The sequence below is a fragment of the Aquirufa nivalisilvae genome (assembly GCF_003143535.1).
GTDB lineage: Bacteria > Bacteroidota > Bacteroidia > Cytophagales > Spirosomataceae > Aquirufa > Aquirufa nivalisilvae.
Window position 1 is genome coordinate 1657825 of record NZ_CP029346.1, and the last position, 21237, is coordinate 1679061.

The window sequence follows — 21237 nt, forward strand, 5'->3', positions numbered from 1 at the left end:
CGTATGAAAAGTAAGTTGATTCTCTCCATTGCCTTATTGTTGGCAACATTAAGTTCATTTAGTCCAGCCAATCCCATCAAAATCGTATTCTTTGGTGATTCTATTACACAGGCTGGAGTTTCTAAAACGGGTTATATCACTCAAATGCAAGGCATGTTAGCTGCTCAAGGAATCGGCGATAAATACGAATTAATTGGTGCAGGAATAGGGGGGAACAAAATTTATGATTTATACCTTCGTCATGAAGATGATCTATTGTCAAAAAAGCCTAATATCACAGTCATTTACATTGGCATCAATGATGTTTGGCATAAAACATCTTCGAGAACAGGTACAGATGCTGATAAGTTTGAGCGTTTCTACAATGCTTTAATCAAGAAAATTCAAGCTGCTGGAAGTCAGGTGCTTATTTGTACACCAACCGTTATTGGAGAGCGCTATGATGCTACGAATGAAAACGATGGTGATTTAAATCGCTATTCTGATATCATTCGTCGAATTGCAAAAAACAATAATTGTACCTTGATTGATTTGCGTAAGGCTTTTTTAACTTATGAGCAAAACAATAACCCTGAGAATAAAGAATCTGGCATATTAACTAGTGACCGAGTTCATTTAAATGAAACTGGCAATAAGTTTTTGGCTGAAACCATGTGGTCTGTTTTAAAAGACATTAAATAATACCTTTATAATTCAATTTACGTATGAAATTAGTTCGTCTAGGAGCCCTTAATAAAGAAAAAACTGCTGTCTTAATAGATGGTAAGTATTTCGATGTCAGTCCATTTTTTCAAGATTTCAATGAAGCATTTTTTGAACAAGACGGATTAAAAAAATTGGCAGACGTAGTCAATAATGAAATATTGGAGGAAGTAGATAATCCAGAGCGAATTGGTTCATGTGTAGCTCGTCCTTCAAAAATTATTTGTGTGGGTTTAAATTATGCTGACCATGCCAAAGAAACAGGTGCAGCCATTCCTACAGAACCTATTTTGTTTTTCAAAAGTACCTCTGCATTAAGCGGTCCGTTTGATGATGTTATTATTCCCAAGAACTCCGTTAAGACGGACTGGGAAGTTGAATTTGCCATTGTAATTGGTAAAAAAGCCTCATATGTTAATGAGGACAATGCATACGATTATGTAGCTGGATATTGTTTACACAATGATATTTCTGAAAGAGAGTTCCAATTAGAAAGAGGAGGTAACTGGTCAAAAGGAAAAGGATGCGATACTTTTGCTCCATTGGGACCCTTTTTAGCCACCAAAGACGAAATACAAGATGTTCATAACCTAAATATGTGGTTGGATATCAATGGAAAGCGTTTTCAAACAAGTAATACGAAACAATTGATTTTTAATGTACCACAAATTGTTTCTTACATCTCGCAATTCATGACTTTATTGCCAGGAGATGTTATTTCCACAGGAACACCTCACGGTGTTGGCCTTGGTTTAAATCCTCCCGTTTTTTTAAAGCCAGGTGATGTCATGACATTAGGCATGGATGGTTTAGGTGAGCAAAAACAAATGGCAATTGCCTATTCAGCTTAGTATGATTGATGCACATCAACATTTTTGGAACTATCAGCCTGAACGAGACACTTGGATTACAGATGATATGTCCCAAATTCAAACGGATTTTTATCCTAATGAAAGCCAGGTTGTATTTGAAAGCAATGGAATACAAGGTTGCATAGCTGTACAAGCAGATTCATCTGAAGAGGAAACGCTATTTTTATTAGCATTGGCTGAGCAAAATGACTTTATAAAAGGAGTTGTTGGCTGGACAGATTTACAAAATGATCATCTGGAGAGTAGATTAGAATATTTTTCTCAATTTGAAAAATGCGTGGGTTTCCGACATGTTGTTCAAGGAGAAAAAGACCCATTGTTCTTTCAAAGACCAAATTTCATTCAAGGGGTTAAACAATTAGCTGCATTTGATTACACCTACGATATTTTAATTTATCCCCATCAATTAAAAGAAAGTGTTGCCTTTGCTCAAAAGTTACCCGATCAAAAATTGATTTTGGATCATTTGGCCAAGCCTCCATATAAATCAAAAGATTTGACCAATTGGAAGAAAGATATTCAAGGATATCGATCTCTTGACCATGTATCGGCTAAAATATCAGGATTGGTTACAGAAGCAGATTGGGCCAATTGGACAAAAGACGAAATTAAAGAAACAATTGATGTAGCTTTAGAGGTATTTGGTCCCAAAAGATTATTATTTGGTTCCGATTACCCCGTTGTTTTAGTCGCATCAACCTTAGAGAAATGGCTGGAAGTATTTCATGAAAGTGTTGCCAGCTTGTCTGCATGCGAACAAGCAGATATTAAATTGAATAATTGTTTAGCTTTTTATCAAGTAGAACTATAATGAACCTAGGACTTAAAGAAAAGGTCATCATCGTAACGGGTGGTGCCAAAGGAATTGGAGAAGGAATCAGTCAATCATTAGCTTTAGAATCAGCTATGGTGGCTATCGTGGGGAGAAATAAGGAAGATAATGAAAAGGCAATAGCCAAGATTCAAGCTACCGGTGGACAAGCATTTTCTTTTGTAGCGGAACTAAGTCGCCCAGAAGAATGTGAACGTGTAGTCAATGAAGTCTATCAGTTTTTTGGTCGAATCGATGGATTAGTCAACAATGCTGGTATAAACGATGGGGTAGGTCTAGCTTCTGGAAGCTATGAAAAATTTATGCAGTCGCTACATTCCAATTTGATTCATTATTACCTAATGGCAAAGGCTTGCTTACCGCATTTAATTCAATCGAAAGGAGCTATTGTTAATATTGGTTCCAAAGTAGCTGAAACCGGTCAAGGTGGAACTTCTGCCTATGCAGCTGCCAACGGTGGAAGAAATGCATTAACCCGCGAATGGGCTGTGGAATTATTGAAAGAAGGAGTTCGTGTGAATGCTGTAATTGTAGCAGAATGTTATACACCTTTGTACGACAGATGGTTAAAGACCCTTCCTAATCCCGAAGAAACATTAGCCTCGATTACTGAAAAAATACCTTTAGGAAAACGAATGACTACATCGGAGGAATTAGGAGACATGGTTACTTTCTTGATGTCAAAAAAATCAAGTCATACGACTGGTCAATTAATTCACGTAGACGGCGGATATACTCATTTAGATCGTGCATTAATATAATATGAGCATTGATTGTACAAATATTCAAAGTCCGGGTTTATTGGTCTTTCCTGAAAAGGTAAAAGAAAATATTGCTTATGTGTTGAGTTTGGTAGGTGGAGATGCTAATCGATTAAGACCCCACATCAAGACGCATAAAACAAAAGAGGTAAATGACTTACTCTTAGCTGCGGGAATAACTAAATTCAAATGTGCTACTATTGCTGAGGCCGAACTACTCGCTTTATCGCATGCTCCTTCAGTTTTGTTGAGTATGCAGGCAACTGGACCTTACATTTATCGTTTGGTCGAATTGGTAAAAACCTATCCCAAAAGCCGTTTTGCTTGCTTAATTGATGATTTTCATGCGGCAGAGGCTATTTCTACTATCTTTCAAAGTCATGGTATAAACATTGATGTATTTATTGATATCAATGTAGGGATGAATCGAACGGGTATCCGTCCAGCACTTGCAGCTACATTGATTCAACAGATAAAGAGTTTACCAGCAATAACTATAAGTGGATTGCATGCTTATGATGGCCATATTCGGGACTTGAATTTAGAAGATAGAAAATTACATGTCCAAACAGATTTTGTTGAATTTGAGGCATTAGTTCAGGCTATTTCATCTGAATTTCCAGACTTAGAATTATGTGTTGGGGGAACACCTAGTTTTTTAGTTCATCATAAAAACCCTGCCTATGTGTGTAGCCCTGGTACTTTTGTCTTTTTCGATGCTGGATATGCTGCTCTTTATCCAGAAAATAGCTTAGAACCAGCACTTTATATTATAAGTCGAATCATTTCAAAACCTAGTAAAACAACGATATGCTTGGATTTGGGACATAAATCGGTTGCAGCAGAAAACACCATTGAAAATCGAGTTCGATTCATCGACCGTCCAGAATTTATATTAGTAAGCCAAAGTGAAGAACATGGTATCGTCGAAGTGCCAGACTCTGATGTTTTTGAAATAGGTCAAGAATTTTACATGATTCCTTTTCATGTTTGTCCAACCGTTGCCTTGCATGCTAACTTGCAAGTGATAGAAAATAACCAGCTTGCTGGAATTTGGGAAGTAAAAGCCAGAAACAGAAAAATCAACATATAAGATGCTACTATTTGACGCGCATTTGGACCTGAGTATGAATGCCTTGGAATGGAATCGGGATTTAAGATCTTCCTTACAAGACATCAATGAGAGAGAATTTGGTATGACAGACAAACCCGATCGAGGGAATGCTGTCATCTCATTGGATGAATTAAGAAAAGGGAATATAGGAATTGTAGTAGCCACTCAAATAGCTCGATATGTAGAAAAAAACTCTACTATACCCGGATGGCATTCACCTGAACAAGCTTGGGCGCAAACTCAAGGACAATTAGCTTATTACAAGGCACTTGAAACCTTGGGAGAATTAAGTCCTATCAGAAACTGGTCAGAATTGCAAGCTCATCTGACCTATTGGAATAATAGCCAAGAACCCAAAAAGAAGATTGGCTATATTTTAAGTTTAGAAGGAGCTGATTCCATTATTACGGTAGATCATTTAGATATAGCTTACAACTATGGCTTAAGAGCTTTAGGACCAGCACATTATGGTCCTGGTAGATATGCGCAAGGTACCAATGCGACAGGTGGATTGGGCGAAAACGGAAGAGCTCTTTTAACTAGAATGAAGCAGTTAGGCATTATTCTAGACGCCACCCATTTATGTGATGAAAGCTTTTGGGAAGCGATGGAACACTATGATGGACCTGTTTGGGCAAGCCACCATAATTGTCGGGCTTTAGTAGATCATAATCGCCAATTTACGGATGAACAATTCAAAGAATTGATTCGTCGGGGTGCAGTAATTGGAATGCCATTGGATGCCTGGATGATGGTCCCTAATTGGGAAAGAGGTGTTTCTACACCTCAAAATATGCAGGTAAGTTTGAATACCATGATTGATCACTTAGATCATATTTGTCAAATTGCTGGTAATACCAACCATGTGGGTTTAGGCACTGATTTAGATGGTGGATTTGGAACAGAACAATGCCCTTATGATATACAATCCATTGCAGATTTGCAAAAAATACCAGATTTACTGAGCAAGAGAGGCTATTCAGCCAATGATATTGAAAAGATATGTCATAAAAACTGGATTGGTTTTTTAGAGAAAACCTGGAAATAAATTGTAAGTTGTGAATGGTAAATGGTAAATGGAGTATGAATTGCTATTTCCATTTTATAATTCACCATTAACAATTCACCATTCACTTAGGGGGTATCCCTACCGAAGTCCAACCTCCATCAATGACCAAAAACTGGCCAGTGATGTGTTTAGAAAGAGGTGAGAGGAAAAATAAAGCCGCATTCGCGATGTCTTCTACCGTGGCTGGATAGCCCAAAGGTGTAATAGCTGACCACTCTTTGATATAATCTTGATCAGAAAGTGTTCTTTCAGTTAAAGTTGCCCCAGGGCTAATCGTATTGATTCGAATTTGAAAAGGAGAGAGGTCGATTACTAAATTCTTGGCCAATTGATTTAAAGCAGCCTTTGTCATTCCATATGCAGCTAAATCAGGATGAGCTTGATGACCCGTAACTGAGGACATCAATAAAATACTTCCTCCATTTCCTGCATCTCTAAGCTTTTGAGCTACTAATTGTGCCAAAAAGAAGGTTCCTTTAATGTTTATCTTCAAAATGTGATCTAAAGATTCTTTGGTATATGACCAAAAATCTCCGAAAGTAGTAATGCCTGCATTGCAAACACATCCAGCTAGTGTTCCAGGCGTTTCATCAATCAAAATAGAAAGAGAATCTAGGAATTCATCAGAGCTTGCATCAGCACAGATACATGAAAACTGGTATAAACCAAGATGGTGTAATTGAGCTTTTGCTTGATCAATTTGTTCCTGATTGATATCATTCCAGATAACATAATTGCCTTGCAATAAAATCGACTTAACTATCTCAAAACCAATACCTTGTGCAGCACCAGTAACAATATACTTTAACATAATTACGTATAAAAAAAGAGGCCTCGTTGAATCAATAAGGCCTCTTTATTTGAAATTAATGAGAATCTCTTGTAACGATAGAACCTGATCCTCCCTTAAGGAAATCAAAATCAGCTCCTTCATGGGCTTGGGAAACGCGGTCAATAAATAAACCTACATAACCTCTTATATGTGCTTGCACTTGGAAAGGTTGTGCCAACTTACGTGCTTCTAATTCTTCCTCTGAAACTTCCCAGTTGATGGATCTATTATCTAAATCCAAGGCTATATAATCGCCATTTTGAACCCAATTCAATGGCCCACCAGCAGCTGATTCCGGAGAAACGTGCAATACTACCGTTCCAAAACCAGTTCCACTCATCCGTCCATCAGATATACGAACCATATCTTTTACACCTTTTTCTAGGAGTTTTTTGGGTATACCCATATTGCCTACCTCAGCCATACCTGGATAACCTTTTGGCCCCACATTTTTCAATACCATCACAGAGTTTTCATCGATATCTAAATCTGGATGATCTATTCGAGCATGATAATCTTCAATATTTTCAAATACTACTGCTTTACCACGATGTTTAAATAACTCAGGAGATGCTGCACTAGGTTTAACCACAGCTCCATTGGGAGCCAAGTTACCTTTCACAACCGCAATCCCAGAATCCGGTTTAAAAGGATTCTCCATGGTAGAAATGATGTTTGAATCATAAATTGGAGTATTCGCAATGTTTTCTCCCACTGTTTTACCATTCACGGTAATAATTCCAGTATGCAAGAATTCCTTCATTTGATTCATCAATGCTGGTAAACCTCCAGCATAATACAGATCTTCCATGAAATGGACACCTGATGGTTGAATGTTAGCTAATAAAGGAATTTGTTTCGAAAATTTATCAAAATCATTTAAATCCAATTCAACACCAATACGACCAGCAATGGCTAATAAGTGAATCACAAAATTGGTAGAACCTCCAGTAGCAGCATTCACTCGAATGGCATTTTCAAATGCTTCACGAGTCAATACTTTGGAAAGCTTCAAATCTTCTTTTACCATTTCCACAATTCTTCTTCCTGAATGCTGAGCCAACACCTTTCTACGCACATCAGCAGCAGGAATAGCTGCATTTTGAGGTAAACTTAATCCCAATGCTTCGACCATCGTTGCCATGGTAGAGGCTGTACCCATCACCGCACAGTGACCTGGCGTACGCGCCATACACGCTTCTGCCTCAATAAATTCAGCTTGAGATAATTCACCTAATTTATAAGCTTCAGCAAAACGCCACACATCCGATGTCCCAATTTCCTTTCCTTTGAACTTCCCTTTCATCATGGGTCCACCTGAAATAACTAAACTAGGCAAATCCACACTGCACGCACCCATCACTAGGGAAGGTGTTGTTTTATCGCAACCGCACATCAAAACTACACCGTCAATCGGATTTGCACGAATGGATTCTTCGACATCCATACTTGCCAAATTACGGTATAACATGGCTGTGGGTTTAATCAGTGTTTCACCCAAAGACATAACTGGAAATTCGACAGGAAATCCTCCTGCTTCTATGACTCCTTTTTTGACAAATTCTGCCAATTCTCTAAAATGAGCATTGCAAGGGGTTAATTCTGACCACGTATTGCAAATACCAATAACTGGTTTACCTTGAAAATAATCATCAGGAATACCCTGATTTTTCATCCAAGCACGGTAAATAAATCCATCTTTACCTGTTTTGCCAAACCATTGTTGCGATCGTAATTTTTGCTCACTCATTGTTGAATATGTTCTAAGTCTAACGTTTTGTTTAATACAAAGCTTCGGTCTGTACCAAAGCTATAATAACATGCCCTCATTCCTTCAGGGAGGTCTGAATAGGGATCATTTTTAAAATCAAATGACCTTACAATATAAGATTTATCTACATGTAAACTATCATTTCCTGCGTACCCAAAGTTTTGTCGACCTTTAAGTACGGGAAATTGAACCTCTTTCAAATTTCCCTTTTGGTATTCAAAAGCATAAATAAGGCTACTTTTACCCTTTGTCACCAAAATCCAAAACTCAGGTTGCATATCTCCATTCAAATCAGAAGATAAAATTTGTTTACAGCTAACATGCAAAAATTCCTTTTGAAAGATAGCCTGATTGCTCTTTGAAACTTTAAAAACAATTTTATTGGTTTCCGTTTCAATTTTTGCTTCAATGTCCTCAAATTTAGTGTAGAATTCGGACAAATTACTTTGCTCAATGACTTTAGGGGGATTATTCAAGGAATCTTGGTATCGTTGTACCAAATCCATTTCCTCCAATCTAATTGTCGACTGCTCTTCCATTTCTTCTTTCTGTTGTACATAATATATCAGCCCTACGAGTAGACAAACCAACAATAAAAATGAAAAAAAGCGAATAATCTTTACCATGTTAGTGTGACAAACTGGCAATAATCTGACAGGCTTCCTCTAACTGAGAATGAGGGCAAGCAAAATTCAAACGAATGAAGTTTTTTCCCTTAAACTGTTCTCCACGCAATACATGTAGTCCATGTTCCAACAGTCGCTCGGGTAAATCTCCCCAACTTTGATCATATGAAATCCAGGCTAAATAAGTTGCTTCTAATGGAATCATATCCAAACCTGCTTGTTGCTTGACAAAATCCATGAGAAAATCATGGTTCTGTTTCAAGTAGGGGATTAATTGAGATAACCAATTCGAACCGTGTTGATAAGTTGCCGACATTACATCAATGCTATGCCGACTCAGCATGGGCATATACCCAAAGGTTTTCTTTACAAAAGCTTCTCGAGTAGATTTGTGAGGAATAATAGCTACACAACCTCCTAAGCCAGCAGTATTAAAGGCCTTTGAAGTAGCAAAGAAACTAATTGAGGGTATTTCTTCGATGAATTGGCCAATACAAATATGTTTCGATTGGGGATGTATGCGTAAATCAGCATGTATTTCATCAGAAATAATCATACAATCATATTGCTTACATAAACTTATTATTAGATCAATTTCATCTTGATTAAACACGGTACCCCCAGGATTATGTGGATTACAAAACAAAAAAACCGCTGGTTGTTTTTTTAAAGCTTCCTCAAATGCTATAAAATCATATGTCCATCGGCCTTCTTTTTCTACCATAGGAAAGGTAATTAAAGGTCTACCTAACCATGTTGGTATTAGATGAAAAGGGTGGTATACAGGTATAGTTGTTGCGACTCCTCTTGTTTCATTGGCAAATAAATCACAAGCTAAGGTTATGCCGGGCACAATTCCAGGTAACCATACTTGCCATTCTAGCTCGGTTTCCCATTGATAATCCTCTTGTATTTTTTTTTGAGCCAATAATTTCAATGAATCCGGTACAATAGAATAACCTAAAACACCATGTTGAGTTATGTTATCTAATGCTTCCAATATTTCATCAGCCACAGCAAATTCCATATCTGCCACAGGCATAGGAAGCATGGGTTTACCTTGGTACAAGGGATTATCCCACTTATAACTAGAAGTATTTTTACGATCAATTACTCGATCAAAGTCGTATATTTTCATTTAATAAAATTAGGTCTAAAAACCTGAATGCCAAGAAAGGAGGGATGCGATTTTAAGTATTCCAATAAATTCTTATCCGACACACAGACCCTTCGTACTTCTTGAGAAGCATGGAGTAAATACCAGTTTGATTTTCTAAAAGTCAGAAAGCCTGTATGTTGTACATCCAAATCATTTCTTTTGGAAACAAAAGTAACGATATCACCTTCTTTTAAACTTGGAAGTAGTTTACTTACTTGAGCTGTGGGGACGTAGGTAAAAGGGCTAAATCTCAATTGATTCTCAATTTGTTCTAAAGCAGGAATAGAAATGTTTTTATTCTTTTTCAGATAAAATTGAGATAAAAAAGCAAAGCTCTTATTGATTTGTATTTCCTCAGGACTGTGAACTGGACTAATCCATGCATCTTTTATTAATTGTTGCATGGAGGATGAGAAATAATGGTTTCTTGTTTCAAATCGAATATCCTTTGCTTGAGAATATCTCCAATGAATTAGGTTTTTCTTATAAAGAGAATCCTGACCTTTAGAATGATATAAAGACATGACATTTTCAATGAATGTTACACAATCAAAATCCTCTAAGGAAACATATAATTTCTCAGGATTTTCAGACGAAAGGGCATTCGCCACATAGGGTTTTCCTAAGAAATACTCTGCCAAAATCACATGATTTCTATTTTTTTCTGCTAAAGCTATTCTGCTTTGCAAATCCAAAGGAATCCATTTCTCTTGCGCCTTTCCTTCCAGACTAAAAACAAGACAACAGAGAAATAGTAAATATCGCATATAGGTATGCATCAAGAAAATCATGAAATCTTAAATATATAAGCACTATTAGGAGGCAAAATAGCCTCATTGATGGCTTGATTATGTTCTTTTAATGCAGGAGGAATAAATGCCTTGTCCAATTTCAATTTAACCTTAGACACCTGCATCATATCTTTAGCCAATGTAGGTAAATGAATATCCACTGAATAGGAATATTGAGAATCAAAATTACATACGATTAACAATTTCTCTTTAGGAGTATATCGCAAAAATGAATAAACTTTTCGGTTAGGATAGGCCTCATTTTGAGCATATTGTAAATCAAAAAACTGCCCTTTTTGAATAGCGGGATGAGAATGCACAAATTGGAATAAATCCACGTAAAATTCATCCAATTGTTGCTCCTCTTTAGTTAATAGTGCCTCATCAAAGTTCCCTTGATTCATCCACCTTTGATGGGTTTCTACCCTCCAAAAATCAAACATCGTAGTTCGGTCTTGAGCCATATTGAATCCTTCCACCTCATTAGCTTGTTCACCAAATTCCTGCCCCATATAGGTCATCAATGGTCCATGATGCAGACAAGCTGTAATGACCATGGCCGGAATAGTTGACCATAGGTTTTGTTGGGCAAAACCAGGACTATTTATTCTGGTTTCGTCGTGATTTTCCAAAAAGCGTAACATATGCTCCGCAAAATCCCCAGATTCATTTTGCCAAACTCGTGTAATATCCTCTACAGTAGCCTCTGGTCTCTCTTCCATTAACCTTCTTAAAGCATCATATAGTCCCACCTTATCATATAAATAATCAAATCCACCACGGAAAATATACTCATGGTAACGGTGAGGTTGATAAATTTCGGCAATGAAAGTTATTTTAGGATTAATAGCTTTAATCTTTGGAATGACATAAGCCCAAAATGCTACAGGAACCATTTCAGCCATATCGCAGCGAAAAGAATCCACCCCTTTGTTCGTCCAATAAGTCAGAACATCCAGCAGTTTTAACCAAGTATCTGGTATAGGATCAAAATATGTCGTTTCTCCATGTTGAAAATCAATGCCATAATTCAACTTCACCGTTTCGAACCAATCATCTTTGGACGGCTGAGCAGAAAAAACATTATTCCCGCTCACCTTGGCGGGAATCTCAATGTAGGGAATAGAAAATGGAACAGGTATATCAAGTCCTTCTGGAACAGAAAATTGAGTACCTGGTAAGTAATAAAAGTTATTATTGGGGTCAAATGATTTATCTGTATGGTCATTCGCACCAAAATCAATTACACCAATGGGCTTTTTATCTGAATAATATTGTCGGGCTAAATGATTCGGAACAAAATCTAAAATTAACTGCAAACCACAAGCATGAATTCTAAGCAGCATTTCATCAAACTCTTCCAATCTTTTGGCTGGGTCTGAAGCTAAAAACGGATTGACATCATAATAATCTTTGATCGCAAAAGGAGAACCTGCACGCCCTTTAACGATAGAAGGGTGATCCAAAGGCGATCCATAGGCAGAAAAATCTTCCATGGTCGCATGTTCAATAATACCAGTAGCATAAATATGAGTAAATCCTTTTTTTGCTAATGCCTGTAAAGCTTTCGATGAAACATCTTTAAACTTGGTTACTCCATTTCTTTGGCATGAACCATTAAAGACTAAATCTGTATTTGTATTACCCCATAAATGGAACATCATTTGATATACAATAAACTTATGGGAGTTATTATCTTTCATTTATTTCAGGGTCATGCAATTGTAAAAATATGGGTCTTAGACCCGTTTAATTCTTTTTAAATAAAATTAAATAATTCCTCAAATACAAGATAAAAGGCTCAAATAAGCCAAATTTAGCTTTTTACCCAGCTGAAAATCTCGTATTTTTGAAATATAGCATAACCCTTAAAATTATAAAATGAAGTATAAAGCCTGTCTTTTTGACCTTGATGGCGTTCTAGTAGATACAGCAATTTACCATTTTCAAGCTTGGAAAACCTTAGGAAAACAATTTGATTTTGAATTAAGTCATGAGCAGAATGAAGAACTAAAAGGTATTTCTCGAGTTGAATCATTGGAAAAAATCTTGCAATGGGCAAATTATCAGGCTACCCATGAGCAAAAAGATCGATGGCTCAAAGAAAAAAATGAGAACTATTTAGCGCTTATTTCGAATATGAACTCCAACGAAATTTTGCCTGGAGTCATTTCTTTTTTACAGCAATTAAAAGAACAAGGGTTTTTGATTGCCTTAGGTTCTGCCAGTAAAAATGCTCAAATCATTTTAGAAAAAACGGGTTTAATTACCTGGTTCCACGCCATAATTGATGGGAATAAAGTCAGTAAAAGCAAACCCGATCCAGAAGTTTTCCAAAAAGGTGCAGAAGCACTTGGCTGCTCCTCAGAAGAATGCATTGTTTTTGAAGATGCCCAAGCAGGCATAGATGCGGCCAAAGCAGGTGGAATGAAAGTTATTGGTATTGGTTCGCCATTGGTTTTAAGTGGAGCTGATAAAATCATTTCATCCTTTACCGAAATACAAGTATCCGATTTTATGACTTTATAATTTACTTTTTTCGACCCTAATTAGACAAATATGAAGCAATATTTAAAGCATGATGAGTGGAAAGTGATCGAAGATAAATTTCATCCAGAGTTCAATGAAATTACGGAATCCATTTTTTCATTAGGAAACGGACGAATGGGTCAAAGAGCCAATTTCGAAGAAACATATACAGGAAAAACACTTCAAGGAAATTATGTAGCAGGAGTGTACTATCCAGATAAAACACGTGTAGGTTGGTGGAAAAACGGATATCCAGAATATTTTGCTAAAGTACTAAATGCCGCCAATTGGATTGGAATTGACATTGAAATAGAAGGAGTGAAGGTCGATTTACATCAAGCTACCATGCATGATTTTTATCGTGAATTAAATATGAAAGAGGGTTTTCTACATCGAAAATGTGATATCTCCTTGGCTAATGGCAAACGATTAAAAATAGAATCCCTTCGTTTTAATAGTATGGCAGACGATGAATCTGGTGCTATTTCATATTCAATTACGCCCATCAATTTCTCAGGACCTATTCAAATCAAAGCTTTTATAGATGGTGATATTCAAAACAAAGATTCCAATTATAATGAAAAATTTTGGGACCAAGTCAAAGTAAACGCCTCCGAAAATCAATCTTTTGTTTGGTCTAAAACAAAAAAGACCCACTTTGAAGTTATTACGGGACAGGAAGTTCAAATATATCAAGTTGGTCAAAAAGTAGATCATTTAGCCGAATTCGAGACAAAAGAAAAATACAGTGCTTTAACTTACAATGTAAAAGTGCTTGAAAATGAGACTACTACCGTACTAAAATATGCTGTTAATTTAAGTTCAGAAAATTACTCTACTTCCGAATTTGAAATAAAATTATCGCAATACCTCTCCAAGATTACTTCCAAAGGATTTGATCAAATGTTGCAAGAACAAGCACTCGCTTGGGCAAAGAAATGGGATAGTAATGACATTGTTATAGAGGGTGATGTAGCCGCGCAGCAAGGTATTCGATTCAATATTTTTCAACTCAATCAAACCTATACAGGTAAAGATGATCGCTTAAATATTGGTCCAAAGGGATTTACTGGAGAAAAGTATGGCGGTTCCACCTATTGGGATACTGAAGCATATTGCATTCCTTTTTACCTATCAACAGCGCCATCACAAGTTGCCAAAAATCTCTTGATCTACCGTTGGAAACAATTGGACAAGGCCATTGAAAATGCACAAAAACTTGGTTTTGATCAAGGTGCAGCGCTTTACCCTATGGTCACTATGAATGGAGAAGAATGTCATAATGAATGGGAAATCACATTCGAAGAAATTCATCGAAATGGGGCTATAGCTTATGCCATCAAGGATTATGTGCAATACACAGATGATAAGCAACATTTACTTGATTATGGTTGGGATGTTTTAATTGCGATTGCTAGATTCTGGAAACAACGTGTCAATTGGTCAGAAAATCTGCAAAAATATGTCATGCTGGGTGTCACTGGACCAAATGAATATGAAAACAATGTCAATAATAACTGGTATACCAATTATTTGGCAGTATGGTGCTTAAAGTACGTGCAAGAGGTTTATCAAGAAATTAGCGAATTATATCCCAAGGAGGCCAATCTGAAATTTGAAAAAGGTCAATTTTCTGTGACTGAATTAGCTGAATTTGAACATATTGTTCAACATATGTACTTTCCTAGGGATGAGAAAAGAGGAGTTTATCTTCAGCAAGACGGCTTTTTAGATAAAATAATAGCTTCTGTAGATCATATACCTGCCCATCAGCGCCCCATCAATCAGCATTGGTCTTGGGATCGAATTTTACGATCTTGTTATATTAAACAGGCAGATGTTTTACAAGGTATGTACTTTTTTGAATCGGATTTCACTTTGGAGGAGATTGAAAGAAATTACAATTTTTATGAGCCTCTAACTGTGCATGAATCATCCTTGAGCCCATGTGTACATAGTATTTTGGCTGCGAAACTGGGTAAAGAAGATAAATCTTATGAGTTTTATACTCGTGCTGCGCGCTTGGATTTAGATGATTATAATAATGACACGGAAGATGGCTGTCATATCACCAGTATGGCTGGAACCTGGATGTCCATCATCAAAGGTTTTTCTGGTCAAAGTGTTCAAAACAACCTATTGCACTTAGCTCCATTTTTACCAAAACAATGGAAGAGCTATCGTTTTAAAATCAACTTCAGACAAGATCATTTAGAAATAGAAGTGAATCGAGAGGGAGTGAAGGTGCAAAATTTAGCCAATCATGATACTGAAATTGTCATACATGATAAGAAGTATCAAATTGTAGCTAATTCAACTATCAATCTATAAAAAAAGGCCTCTAAATGAGGCCTTTTTACTGCTATTAAAAGATTAATTAATCTTTAGCTAAATCGATATCAGGTGTAGAAACATCCGTTAAAACAACGCCACCACGCTCTTTGCGAGCTATTCTTGAATATAATCCCACTTCTTGAGAGAATAGGAAAGTAAAGAACAATTTGACAAATGATGTATGATATTTTAAATTGTCATAGTATTCAGGAGCTGCTGCTTTTAACTTGGGAAGATTATTCCATGGAATAGAAGGCATATCGTGGTGCTCATTGTGGTAACCCACGTTCATGTTGATTCCATTCAATCCACCATAGTAACTATACGTTTCTTGATTTTTATCTAAAACTAAATAATGCTCTTGAATCCAACGAGCGCCAAGTGGATGTAGACCCACTGAAAACATGAAACTCAAACCCATGTAAGCCAATGCTGGCCAGCCCCATAAATACACAATCAATGCATCAAAAGCGAATTGAGCTATGATATTCATAATTACCCAACGATCAAAAACGGCTAATTCGATACAACGAATAGTACGGATAGCTTGAAAGAAAGGAAAAAGTAGCAGCCAGATTGCTTTACCTATGAAATAGTTGTTGATCAATTTTGCTTCCCAATAATCAGGTAAATCTGCATCCAATTCATGTACTCCTTGAAAAGCATGATGCTTTAAGTGGTAGTTTTTAAAAGAAATGGCAGTAGGGAATAAGGAGGGGAAGTTAGCTATAATCCCAGCAAACACATTCCATGAATTCTTTTTAAATACTAAATTGTGGGCAGTCTCATGGATACAAACAAATAAAGTGTGAGTAGGGAAGGCTCCCACAAACCAAGCTACAGCGACAATTAGCCACCAGGGAGAATCCTTTAAAAAATAAGCTAGGGTAATTTGTAAACCTACACATGCTAAAATCCACCAAATGGTATTTGGATTTTTTCCAATAAGTTTTTTTACTTCGGGGTGTTTCTTGATGATTTCTCTTGTACGTTGACGATGAGGCTCTGAACCTTCTACCCACGTAAAGTCATTAAATTCAGACATAATTGAACATATTTTCTTATTCACAAAGATAACATATATGCCTATTTACTGACGAAATTTATTGAATTTTATTATTCCGGGGACAGTATGTGACAATATGTCAGCATTTAATTAAAACGACTCTCATGGCATATTCCTTGTTACATGGGAGGAAAAAATAAAATAATAATCATGGGAAAAATTATTGGAATTGACCTAGGTACCACCAACTCATGTGTGGCCGTAATGGAAGGAAATGAGGCAGTTGTTATTGCTAACTCAGAAGGAAGAAGGACAACTCCCTCAATTGTAGCGTTTTTAGAGAATGGTGAGCGTAAAGTAGGGGATCCTGCCAAAAGACAAGCGATTACCAACCCTCAAAATACCATATCATCTGTTAAAAGATTTATGGGTAAAAAATATAGTGATGTTAGTTCTGAATTAAAAACTATTTCATACCAAGTTGAAAAAGGTAATAATGATACTCCTCGTGTTCGCATAGGTGATCGTTTATATACTCCACAAGAAATTTCTGCACAAATCTTAACCAAGATGAAACAAACTGCAGAAGATTATTTGGGACAAACTGTAACCGAAGCTGTTATAACTGTACCAGCTTACTTCAACGATGCTGAACGTCAAGCTACTAAAGAAGCAGGTCAAATTGCTGGTTTAGAAGTGAAACGTATCATCAATGAGCCAACAGCCGCTGCTTTAGCTTATGGTGTTGACAAGCAAGGTAAGGATATGAAAATTGCTGTGTTCGACTTAGGTGGTGGAACATTTGACGTATCTATCTTAGAATTAGGTGATGGAGTATTTGAAGTAAAATCTACTGATGGTGATACTCACTTAGGTGGAGATGATTTTGACCAAGTAATCATTGATTGGTTGGCTCAAGAATTTATTTCAGATGAAAACATCGACCTGCGTAAGGATCCAATGGCTCTTCAGCGTTTAAAAGAAGCTGCTGAAAAAGCTAAAATTGAATTAAGCTCTGGTGCTTCCACTGAAATCAATTTGCCTTATATTATGCCGGTAAATGGTATTCCTAAGCACTTAGTTCGCAATTTAACACGCGCTAAATTTGAGCAACTAGCTGATAATTTGATTCAACGTACTTTGGAGCCATGCAAAAGAGCCATGAAAAATGCAGGATACTCGAATTCTGATATTGATGAGGTTATTTTAGTAGGTGGTTCTACTCGTATTCCTAGAATTCAAGAAGAAGTAGAAAAATTCTTCGAAAAGAAACCTTCTAAAGGAGTGAATCCAGACGAAGTAGTGGCTTTAGGAGCTGCTATTCAAGGTGGAGTTTTAACAGGAGAAGTAAAAGATGTTTTGTTACTTGACGTGACTCCATTATCTTTAGGTATTGAAACGATGGGTGGTGTGTTCACCAAGTTAATTGAAGCGAATACAACCATCCCAACTAAGAAGTCAGAGGTATTCTCTACAGCAGCTGATAACCAACCTTCTGTTGAGTTAAATGTATTGCAAGGAGAGAGACCAATGGCGAAGGATAACCGTTCATTAGGACGCTTCCATTTAGATGGTTTGCCACCAGCACAACGTGGAGTACCTCAAATTGAAGTTACTTTTGACATTGATGCCAACGGTATCTTACACGTATCTGCTAAAGACAAAGGAACAGGTAAGGAACAAAAAATCCGTATCGAAGCTTCCAGCGGTTTAACAGATGCTGAAATTGAAAAAATGCGCAACGAGGCAAAGGCCAACGAAGCGAACGATAAAATTGAGAAAGAGCGTGTTGAGAAAATCAACCAAGCTGATGCTTTAATTTTCCAATCTGAAAAGCAATTGAAAGAATATGGAGAGAAGCTTTCCGAAGGAAACAAATCAGCCATTGAAGGTGCTTTAGCTGAATTAAAAACAGCTCATGCTTCCCAAGATGTAGCCGCTATTGATGCAGGCTTGGAAAAACTTAATACAGCTTGGACTGCCGCTTCCCAAGAAATGTACGCTGCTGGTGAAACTGCAGGTGCGACAGAAAATACAGCTGATGCCACTGCCAATGGTGCTAGTGAAGCAGAAGATGTAGCTTTCGAGGAAGTAAAATAGTTAAATAGGTTTAGAGGTTTATTTAAACTCCCAGCAGATACGCTGGGAGTTTTTTGTTTTTAAAAGGAGTTAGAAATACACCTTTAAACAGTCTTATTATACATGAATAGGCTTCTCCCTGAATTTTAGAGGCTGACCATCTCGTTTATTTTTTTGCGCAATTATTTCGGAAATAATTGAAATAGCTATTTCTTCTGGACCTTCTGCTCCCACATCAAGGCCAATAGGGCTGGATATTTTTTTTCTAAGCACTGATATATCGATTCCTTCATCTTTTAAATGCCCTTGTAATTTATCCATACGTTTTTGTGGGCCTAAAATCCCCCAAAAAGCAAAGTGTTCTAATGAACTTAATTTCTTCATTAAAAATACATCCCGATCAAAATCATGAGTCATCATGACGATAGCATCATCAGGAAGAATTTGATAATCCATTTCCCAATCATAAACTTGATTGACCAATTTTTTACCAAGGGGATTCATTTTTTGAACATTACCCACCCAATGTATTTCCCAAGCTAACAAATTAACTTGGTGAATTAAAGCCATAGCATCAAATTGATTCCCCATTATCCAAATACGAGGCATGGGAGGGATGTATTCCAACAAAGAAGATTTACCTTCTAGTAAGCGATAATGTGCAGTTTTTTGAACTAAAATTTCTTTTTTATCGGCATCATAGGAATGAATATCCGACTGCGGAACATACATAAACTGAAAAGAAGTCAAGTCTTTTTCATCCCAATTACTACATAAAACCCCGGGTTCATAGGAAGATATAGCCTGTTTCATAGCCAAACAAAAAGCTTCCAAATGAGAACGAATAGGGTCGATAATGATATCAATTAAGCCTTGACAACCCAGTCCTACACCTAATTGAAAAGGATCGTCTTCTCTAGTATCATAAGTCACTAGTTTGATTTGTTGAGTCATCATAGCCATTTGTGCTTTTTTCAACATATCTCCCTCTAGACATCCTCCACTTATAGCACCCCACCAACTTCCATCTCCTGTAACCAGCATTCGGGCACCGGGCCTTCGATATGCCGAACCATCCACATGTACCACTGTGGCTAAGGCTAACTCAGTATTCTCTGATAATAATTGCTCTAGTCGATTAACTATTTGAATCCAATCTTTCATGGTAGTAGTTTTTGGAAACTTTGAACGAGGTAATTGATAACCCATTCATGATCCTCTTTCAAATAAGTATGTGCCAATGATATACGTACTGTAGACAATGCAGTATCATCATCTCTACCCAAAGCCTTAATTACATGGGAAGGAAATGTGGATTTAGAATTGCAAGCAGAACCATTGGAAATGGCTAATTGGGGCATCGATCTAAAAAGCCTTTCCCAGTCAATCCCCTGAATGGAAAAATTAAGGATATTTGGAATCTGATTTTCAGAAACAGAATTTAATATCATTGATTCTCCAAGGGACGCAGTAAGAGCTTTTTCAAACTCTTGCTTGATTGCTTGTATTTGAGGTAAATATGTCAAAAGCTGTGGAATACCTTCTACTGCTTTGGCAAGTCCTACAATCAAAGGAACAGGCAAAGTACCGGCACGTAAGCCTCTTTCTTGGGATCCTCCCCATTGTCTTGGATGCAAACGAATTCCATCTTTAAGAACTAAAGCTCCTATTCCTTTAGGACCAAAAATTTTATGTCCAGAAAAACTCAATAAATCAGGTAAATAAGCTTGAGATATATCCAATTTACCCAAGGCTTGTGTGGCATCACTATGACAACTTATTCCTTCATTACTACACCATTGAGCAATAGTAGAAATATCATTAATTGTCCCAATTTCATTATTAACCCACATGATAGATACGAATTGGGTATTCGACTTTTGTGCAGCTTTTATTTGATCTATATTTATTTCACCTAATTCATTGGGCTTAAGGTAAGTAATATCCCAGCCTTTAGAAGCTAAAAAAGCTAAAGGCTCTAACACTGCTTTATGCTCTAATACAGAAGAAATAATGTGCCCAGGGCTTTGATGCTCTAGCAAACCCAAAATGGCTAAATTAGTAGACTCTGTAGCTCCAGAAGTAAATAGGATAGAGGATGGTTTAAGAGAAAAATAGGAGGCAATGCTTTTTCGGGCTTGATCTACAGCATCAGCTGCTTCCCAACCAAACATATGCTGATTTGAGCCTGAATTACCAAAATGCAAACTAAAATAAGGAATCATAGCATCCATAACTTCTGCGGAAACAGGAGTGGTGGCAGCATAATCTAAATAAATGGGACGATTCAATTTATTAGCTGGTGGATGTATAACAAAGATACATGAAGGGCATGAAAAAAGTCCCAAATTTCTTTGGGACTTTCTTACTAAGTATTTAAATAAGGATTAACCTAATTTATTAACTACTGCTTTGAACGCTTCTGGATGGTTCATCGCTAAATCAGCAAGCACCTTACGGTTTAAAGTCATTCCTGATTTGTTGAATTTGCCCATGAAAGCTGAATAAGACATTCCTTCTTGACGAGCAGCAGCATTGATACGCTGAATCCACAATCCTCTGAAATCTCTTTTCTTTACTTTGCGATCACGGTATGCATATTGCAAACCTTTCTCAACTTTGTTTTTGGCTACGGTCCAAACGTTTTTTCCGCGACCATAAAAGCCTTTGGCTAATTTTAAGATTTTTTTTCTGCGAGCTCTAGAAGCTACATGGTTGACACTACGTGGCATAGAAATTTGTTTTTTGAAATTGAGGCGA

General features: G+C 36.9%; 19 protein-coding genes. 9 read left to right on the plus strand and 10 right to left on the minus strand.

Annotated features, from left to right (window positions below; genetic code table 11):
• The first annotated feature begins 3 nt into the window (after positions 1-3).
• The 6 genes from HME7025_RS07335 to HME7025_RS07360 are packed head-to-tail and all read left to right on the plus strand — an operon-like array spanning position 4 to position 5329.
• A complete protein-coding gene (locus HME7025_RS07335) occupies positions 4-681 on the plus strand; it encodes an SGNH/GDSL hydrolase family protein (RefSeq protein ID WP_109323010.1) in 678 nt (225 codons plus the stop codon).
• 23 nt (positions 682-704) lie between these two features.
• Positions 705-1553 (plus strand): fumarylacetoacetate hydrolase family protein, encoded by an 849-nt coding sequence (locus HME7025_RS07340; RefSeq protein ID WP_109323011.1) that lies wholly within the window; start codon positions 705-707, stop codon positions 1551-1553.
• A gap of 1 nt (position 1554) precedes the next feature.
• Positions 1555-2385 (plus strand): amidohydrolase family protein, encoded by an 831-nt coding sequence (locus HME7025_RS07345; RefSeq protein WP_109323012.1) that lies wholly within the window; start codon positions 1555-1557, stop codon positions 2383-2385.
• On the plus strand, positions 2385-3167 hold the full coding sequence (locus tag HME7025_RS07350; RefSeq protein WP_109323013.1) for an L-fucose dehydrogenase: 783 nt from the start codon (positions 2385-2387) through the stop codon (positions 3165-3167). Before HME7025_RS07345 ends, HME7025_RS07350 begins: the two co-directional genes overlap by 1 nt.
• 1 nt (position 3168) lies before the next feature.
• A complete protein-coding gene (locus HME7025_RS07355; RefSeq protein ID WP_109323014.1) occupies positions 3169-4260 on the plus strand; it encodes a D-TA family PLP-dependent enzyme in 1092 nt (363 codons plus the stop codon).
• A gap of 1 nt (position 4261) precedes the next feature.
• The gene (locus HME7025_RS07360) at positions 4262-5329 is read left to right on the plus strand and encodes a dipeptidase (protein ID WP_109323015.1); all 1068 of its coding nucleotides are present in this window, start codon (positions 4262-4264) and stop codon (positions 5327-5329) included.
• 82 nt (positions 5330-5411) lie between these two features.
• Here the strand turns inward: HME7025_RS07360 and HME7025_RS07365 are convergent, their stop codons facing one another.
• The 6 genes from HME7025_RS07365 to HME7025_RS07390 are packed head-to-tail and all read right to left on the minus strand — an operon-like array spanning position 5412 to position 12232.
• Positions 5412-6161: an SDR family NAD(P)-dependent oxidoreductase gene (locus HME7025_RS07365; protein WP_109323016.1), complete on the minus strand. Its 750-nt coding sequence runs from the start codon at positions 6159-6161 to the stop codon at positions 5412-5414.
• Positions 6162-6216: 55 nt separating this feature from the next.
• Positions 6217-7932 (minus strand): IlvD/Edd family dehydratase, encoded by a 1716-nt coding sequence (locus tag HME7025_RS07370; RefSeq protein WP_109323017.1) that lies wholly within the window; start codon positions 7930-7932, stop codon positions 6217-6219.
• Positions 7929-8579 (minus strand): hypothetical protein, encoded by a 651-nt coding sequence (locus HME7025_RS07375; RefSeq protein WP_109323018.1) that lies wholly within the window; start codon positions 8577-8579, stop codon positions 7929-7931. The genes HME7025_RS07370 and HME7025_RS07375 overlap by 4 nt, the downstream gene beginning before the upstream one ends.
• A 1-nt stretch (position 8580) precedes the next feature.
• Positions 8581-9717, minus strand: a complete 1137-nt coding sequence (locus HME7025_RS07380; RefSeq protein ID WP_109323019.1) for a MalY/PatB family protein — start codon at positions 9715-9717, stop codon at positions 8581-8583.
• Positions 9714-10529: an N-acetylmuramoyl-L-alanine amidase-like domain-containing protein gene (locus HME7025_RS07385; protein ID WP_109323020.1), complete on the minus strand. Its 816-nt coding sequence runs from the start codon at positions 10527-10529 to the stop codon at positions 9714-9716. The genes HME7025_RS07380 and HME7025_RS07385 overlap by 4 nt, the downstream gene beginning before the upstream one ends.
• Positions 10526-12232, minus strand: a complete 1707-nt coding sequence (locus HME7025_RS07390) for an alpha-amylase family glycosyl hydrolase (RefSeq protein WP_109323021.1) — start codon at positions 12230-12232, stop codon at positions 10526-10528. The genes HME7025_RS07385 and HME7025_RS07390 overlap by 4 nt, the downstream gene beginning before the upstream one ends.
• Positions 12233-12410: 178 nt before the next feature.
• Here HME7025_RS07390 and pgmB point away from each other — a divergent pair, with 178 nt between their 5' ends.
• Together pgmB and HME7025_RS07400 are read left to right on the plus strand one after the other, a co-directional pair.
• Complete coding sequence (gene pgmB / locus HME7025_RS07395; protein ID WP_109323022.1) at positions 12411-13058, plus strand: beta-phosphoglucomutase; 648 nt, start codon at positions 12411-12413, stop codon at positions 13056-13058.
• Positions 13059-13088: 30 nt separating this feature from the next.
• The gene (locus HME7025_RS07400; protein ID WP_109323023.1) at positions 13089-15389 is read left to right on the plus strand and encodes a family 65 glycosyl hydrolase domain-containing protein; all 2301 of its coding nucleotides are present in this window, start codon (positions 13089-13091) and stop codon (positions 15387-15389) included.
• 46 nt (positions 15390-15435) lie between these two features.
• Here HME7025_RS07400 and HME7025_RS07405 read toward each other — a convergent pair whose 3' ends face one another.
• Positions 15436-16437 (minus strand): fatty acid desaturase, encoded by a 1002-nt coding sequence (locus HME7025_RS07405; RefSeq protein ID WP_109323024.1) that lies wholly within the window; start codon positions 16435-16437, stop codon positions 15436-15438.
• Positions 16438-16608: 171 nt separating this feature from the next.
• On the opposite strand from HME7025_RS07405, the gene dnaK reads away from it, so the two are divergent.
• Positions 16609-18498, plus strand: coding sequence for a molecular chaperone DnaK (gene dnaK, locus HME7025_RS07410; protein WP_109325042.1), 1890 nt, complete (start codon positions 16609-16611; stop codon positions 18496-18498).
• Between the two features lie 96 nt (positions 18499-18594).
• Here the strand turns inward: dnaK and HME7025_RS07415 are convergent, their stop codons facing one another.
• The 3 genes from HME7025_RS07415 to rplT form a co-directional block, all read right to left on the minus strand.
• Complete coding sequence (locus tag HME7025_RS07415) at positions 18595-19641, minus strand: XdhC family protein (RefSeq protein ID WP_161956223.1); 1047 nt, start codon at positions 19639-19641, stop codon at positions 18595-18597.
• Complete coding sequence (locus HME7025_RS07420; RefSeq protein ID WP_109323026.1) at positions 19638-20768, minus strand: cysteine desulfurase family protein; 1131 nt, start codon at positions 20766-20768, stop codon at positions 19638-19640. Before HME7025_RS07420 ends, HME7025_RS07415 begins: the two co-directional genes overlap by 4 nt.
• A gap of 96 nt (positions 20769-20864) precedes the next feature.
• Positions 20865-21209 (minus strand): 50S ribosomal protein L20, encoded by a 345-nt coding sequence (gene rplT / locus HME7025_RS07425; protein ID WP_109323027.1) that lies wholly within the window; start codon positions 21207-21209, stop codon positions 20865-20867.
• Positions 21210-21237: the final 28 nt, after the last annotated feature.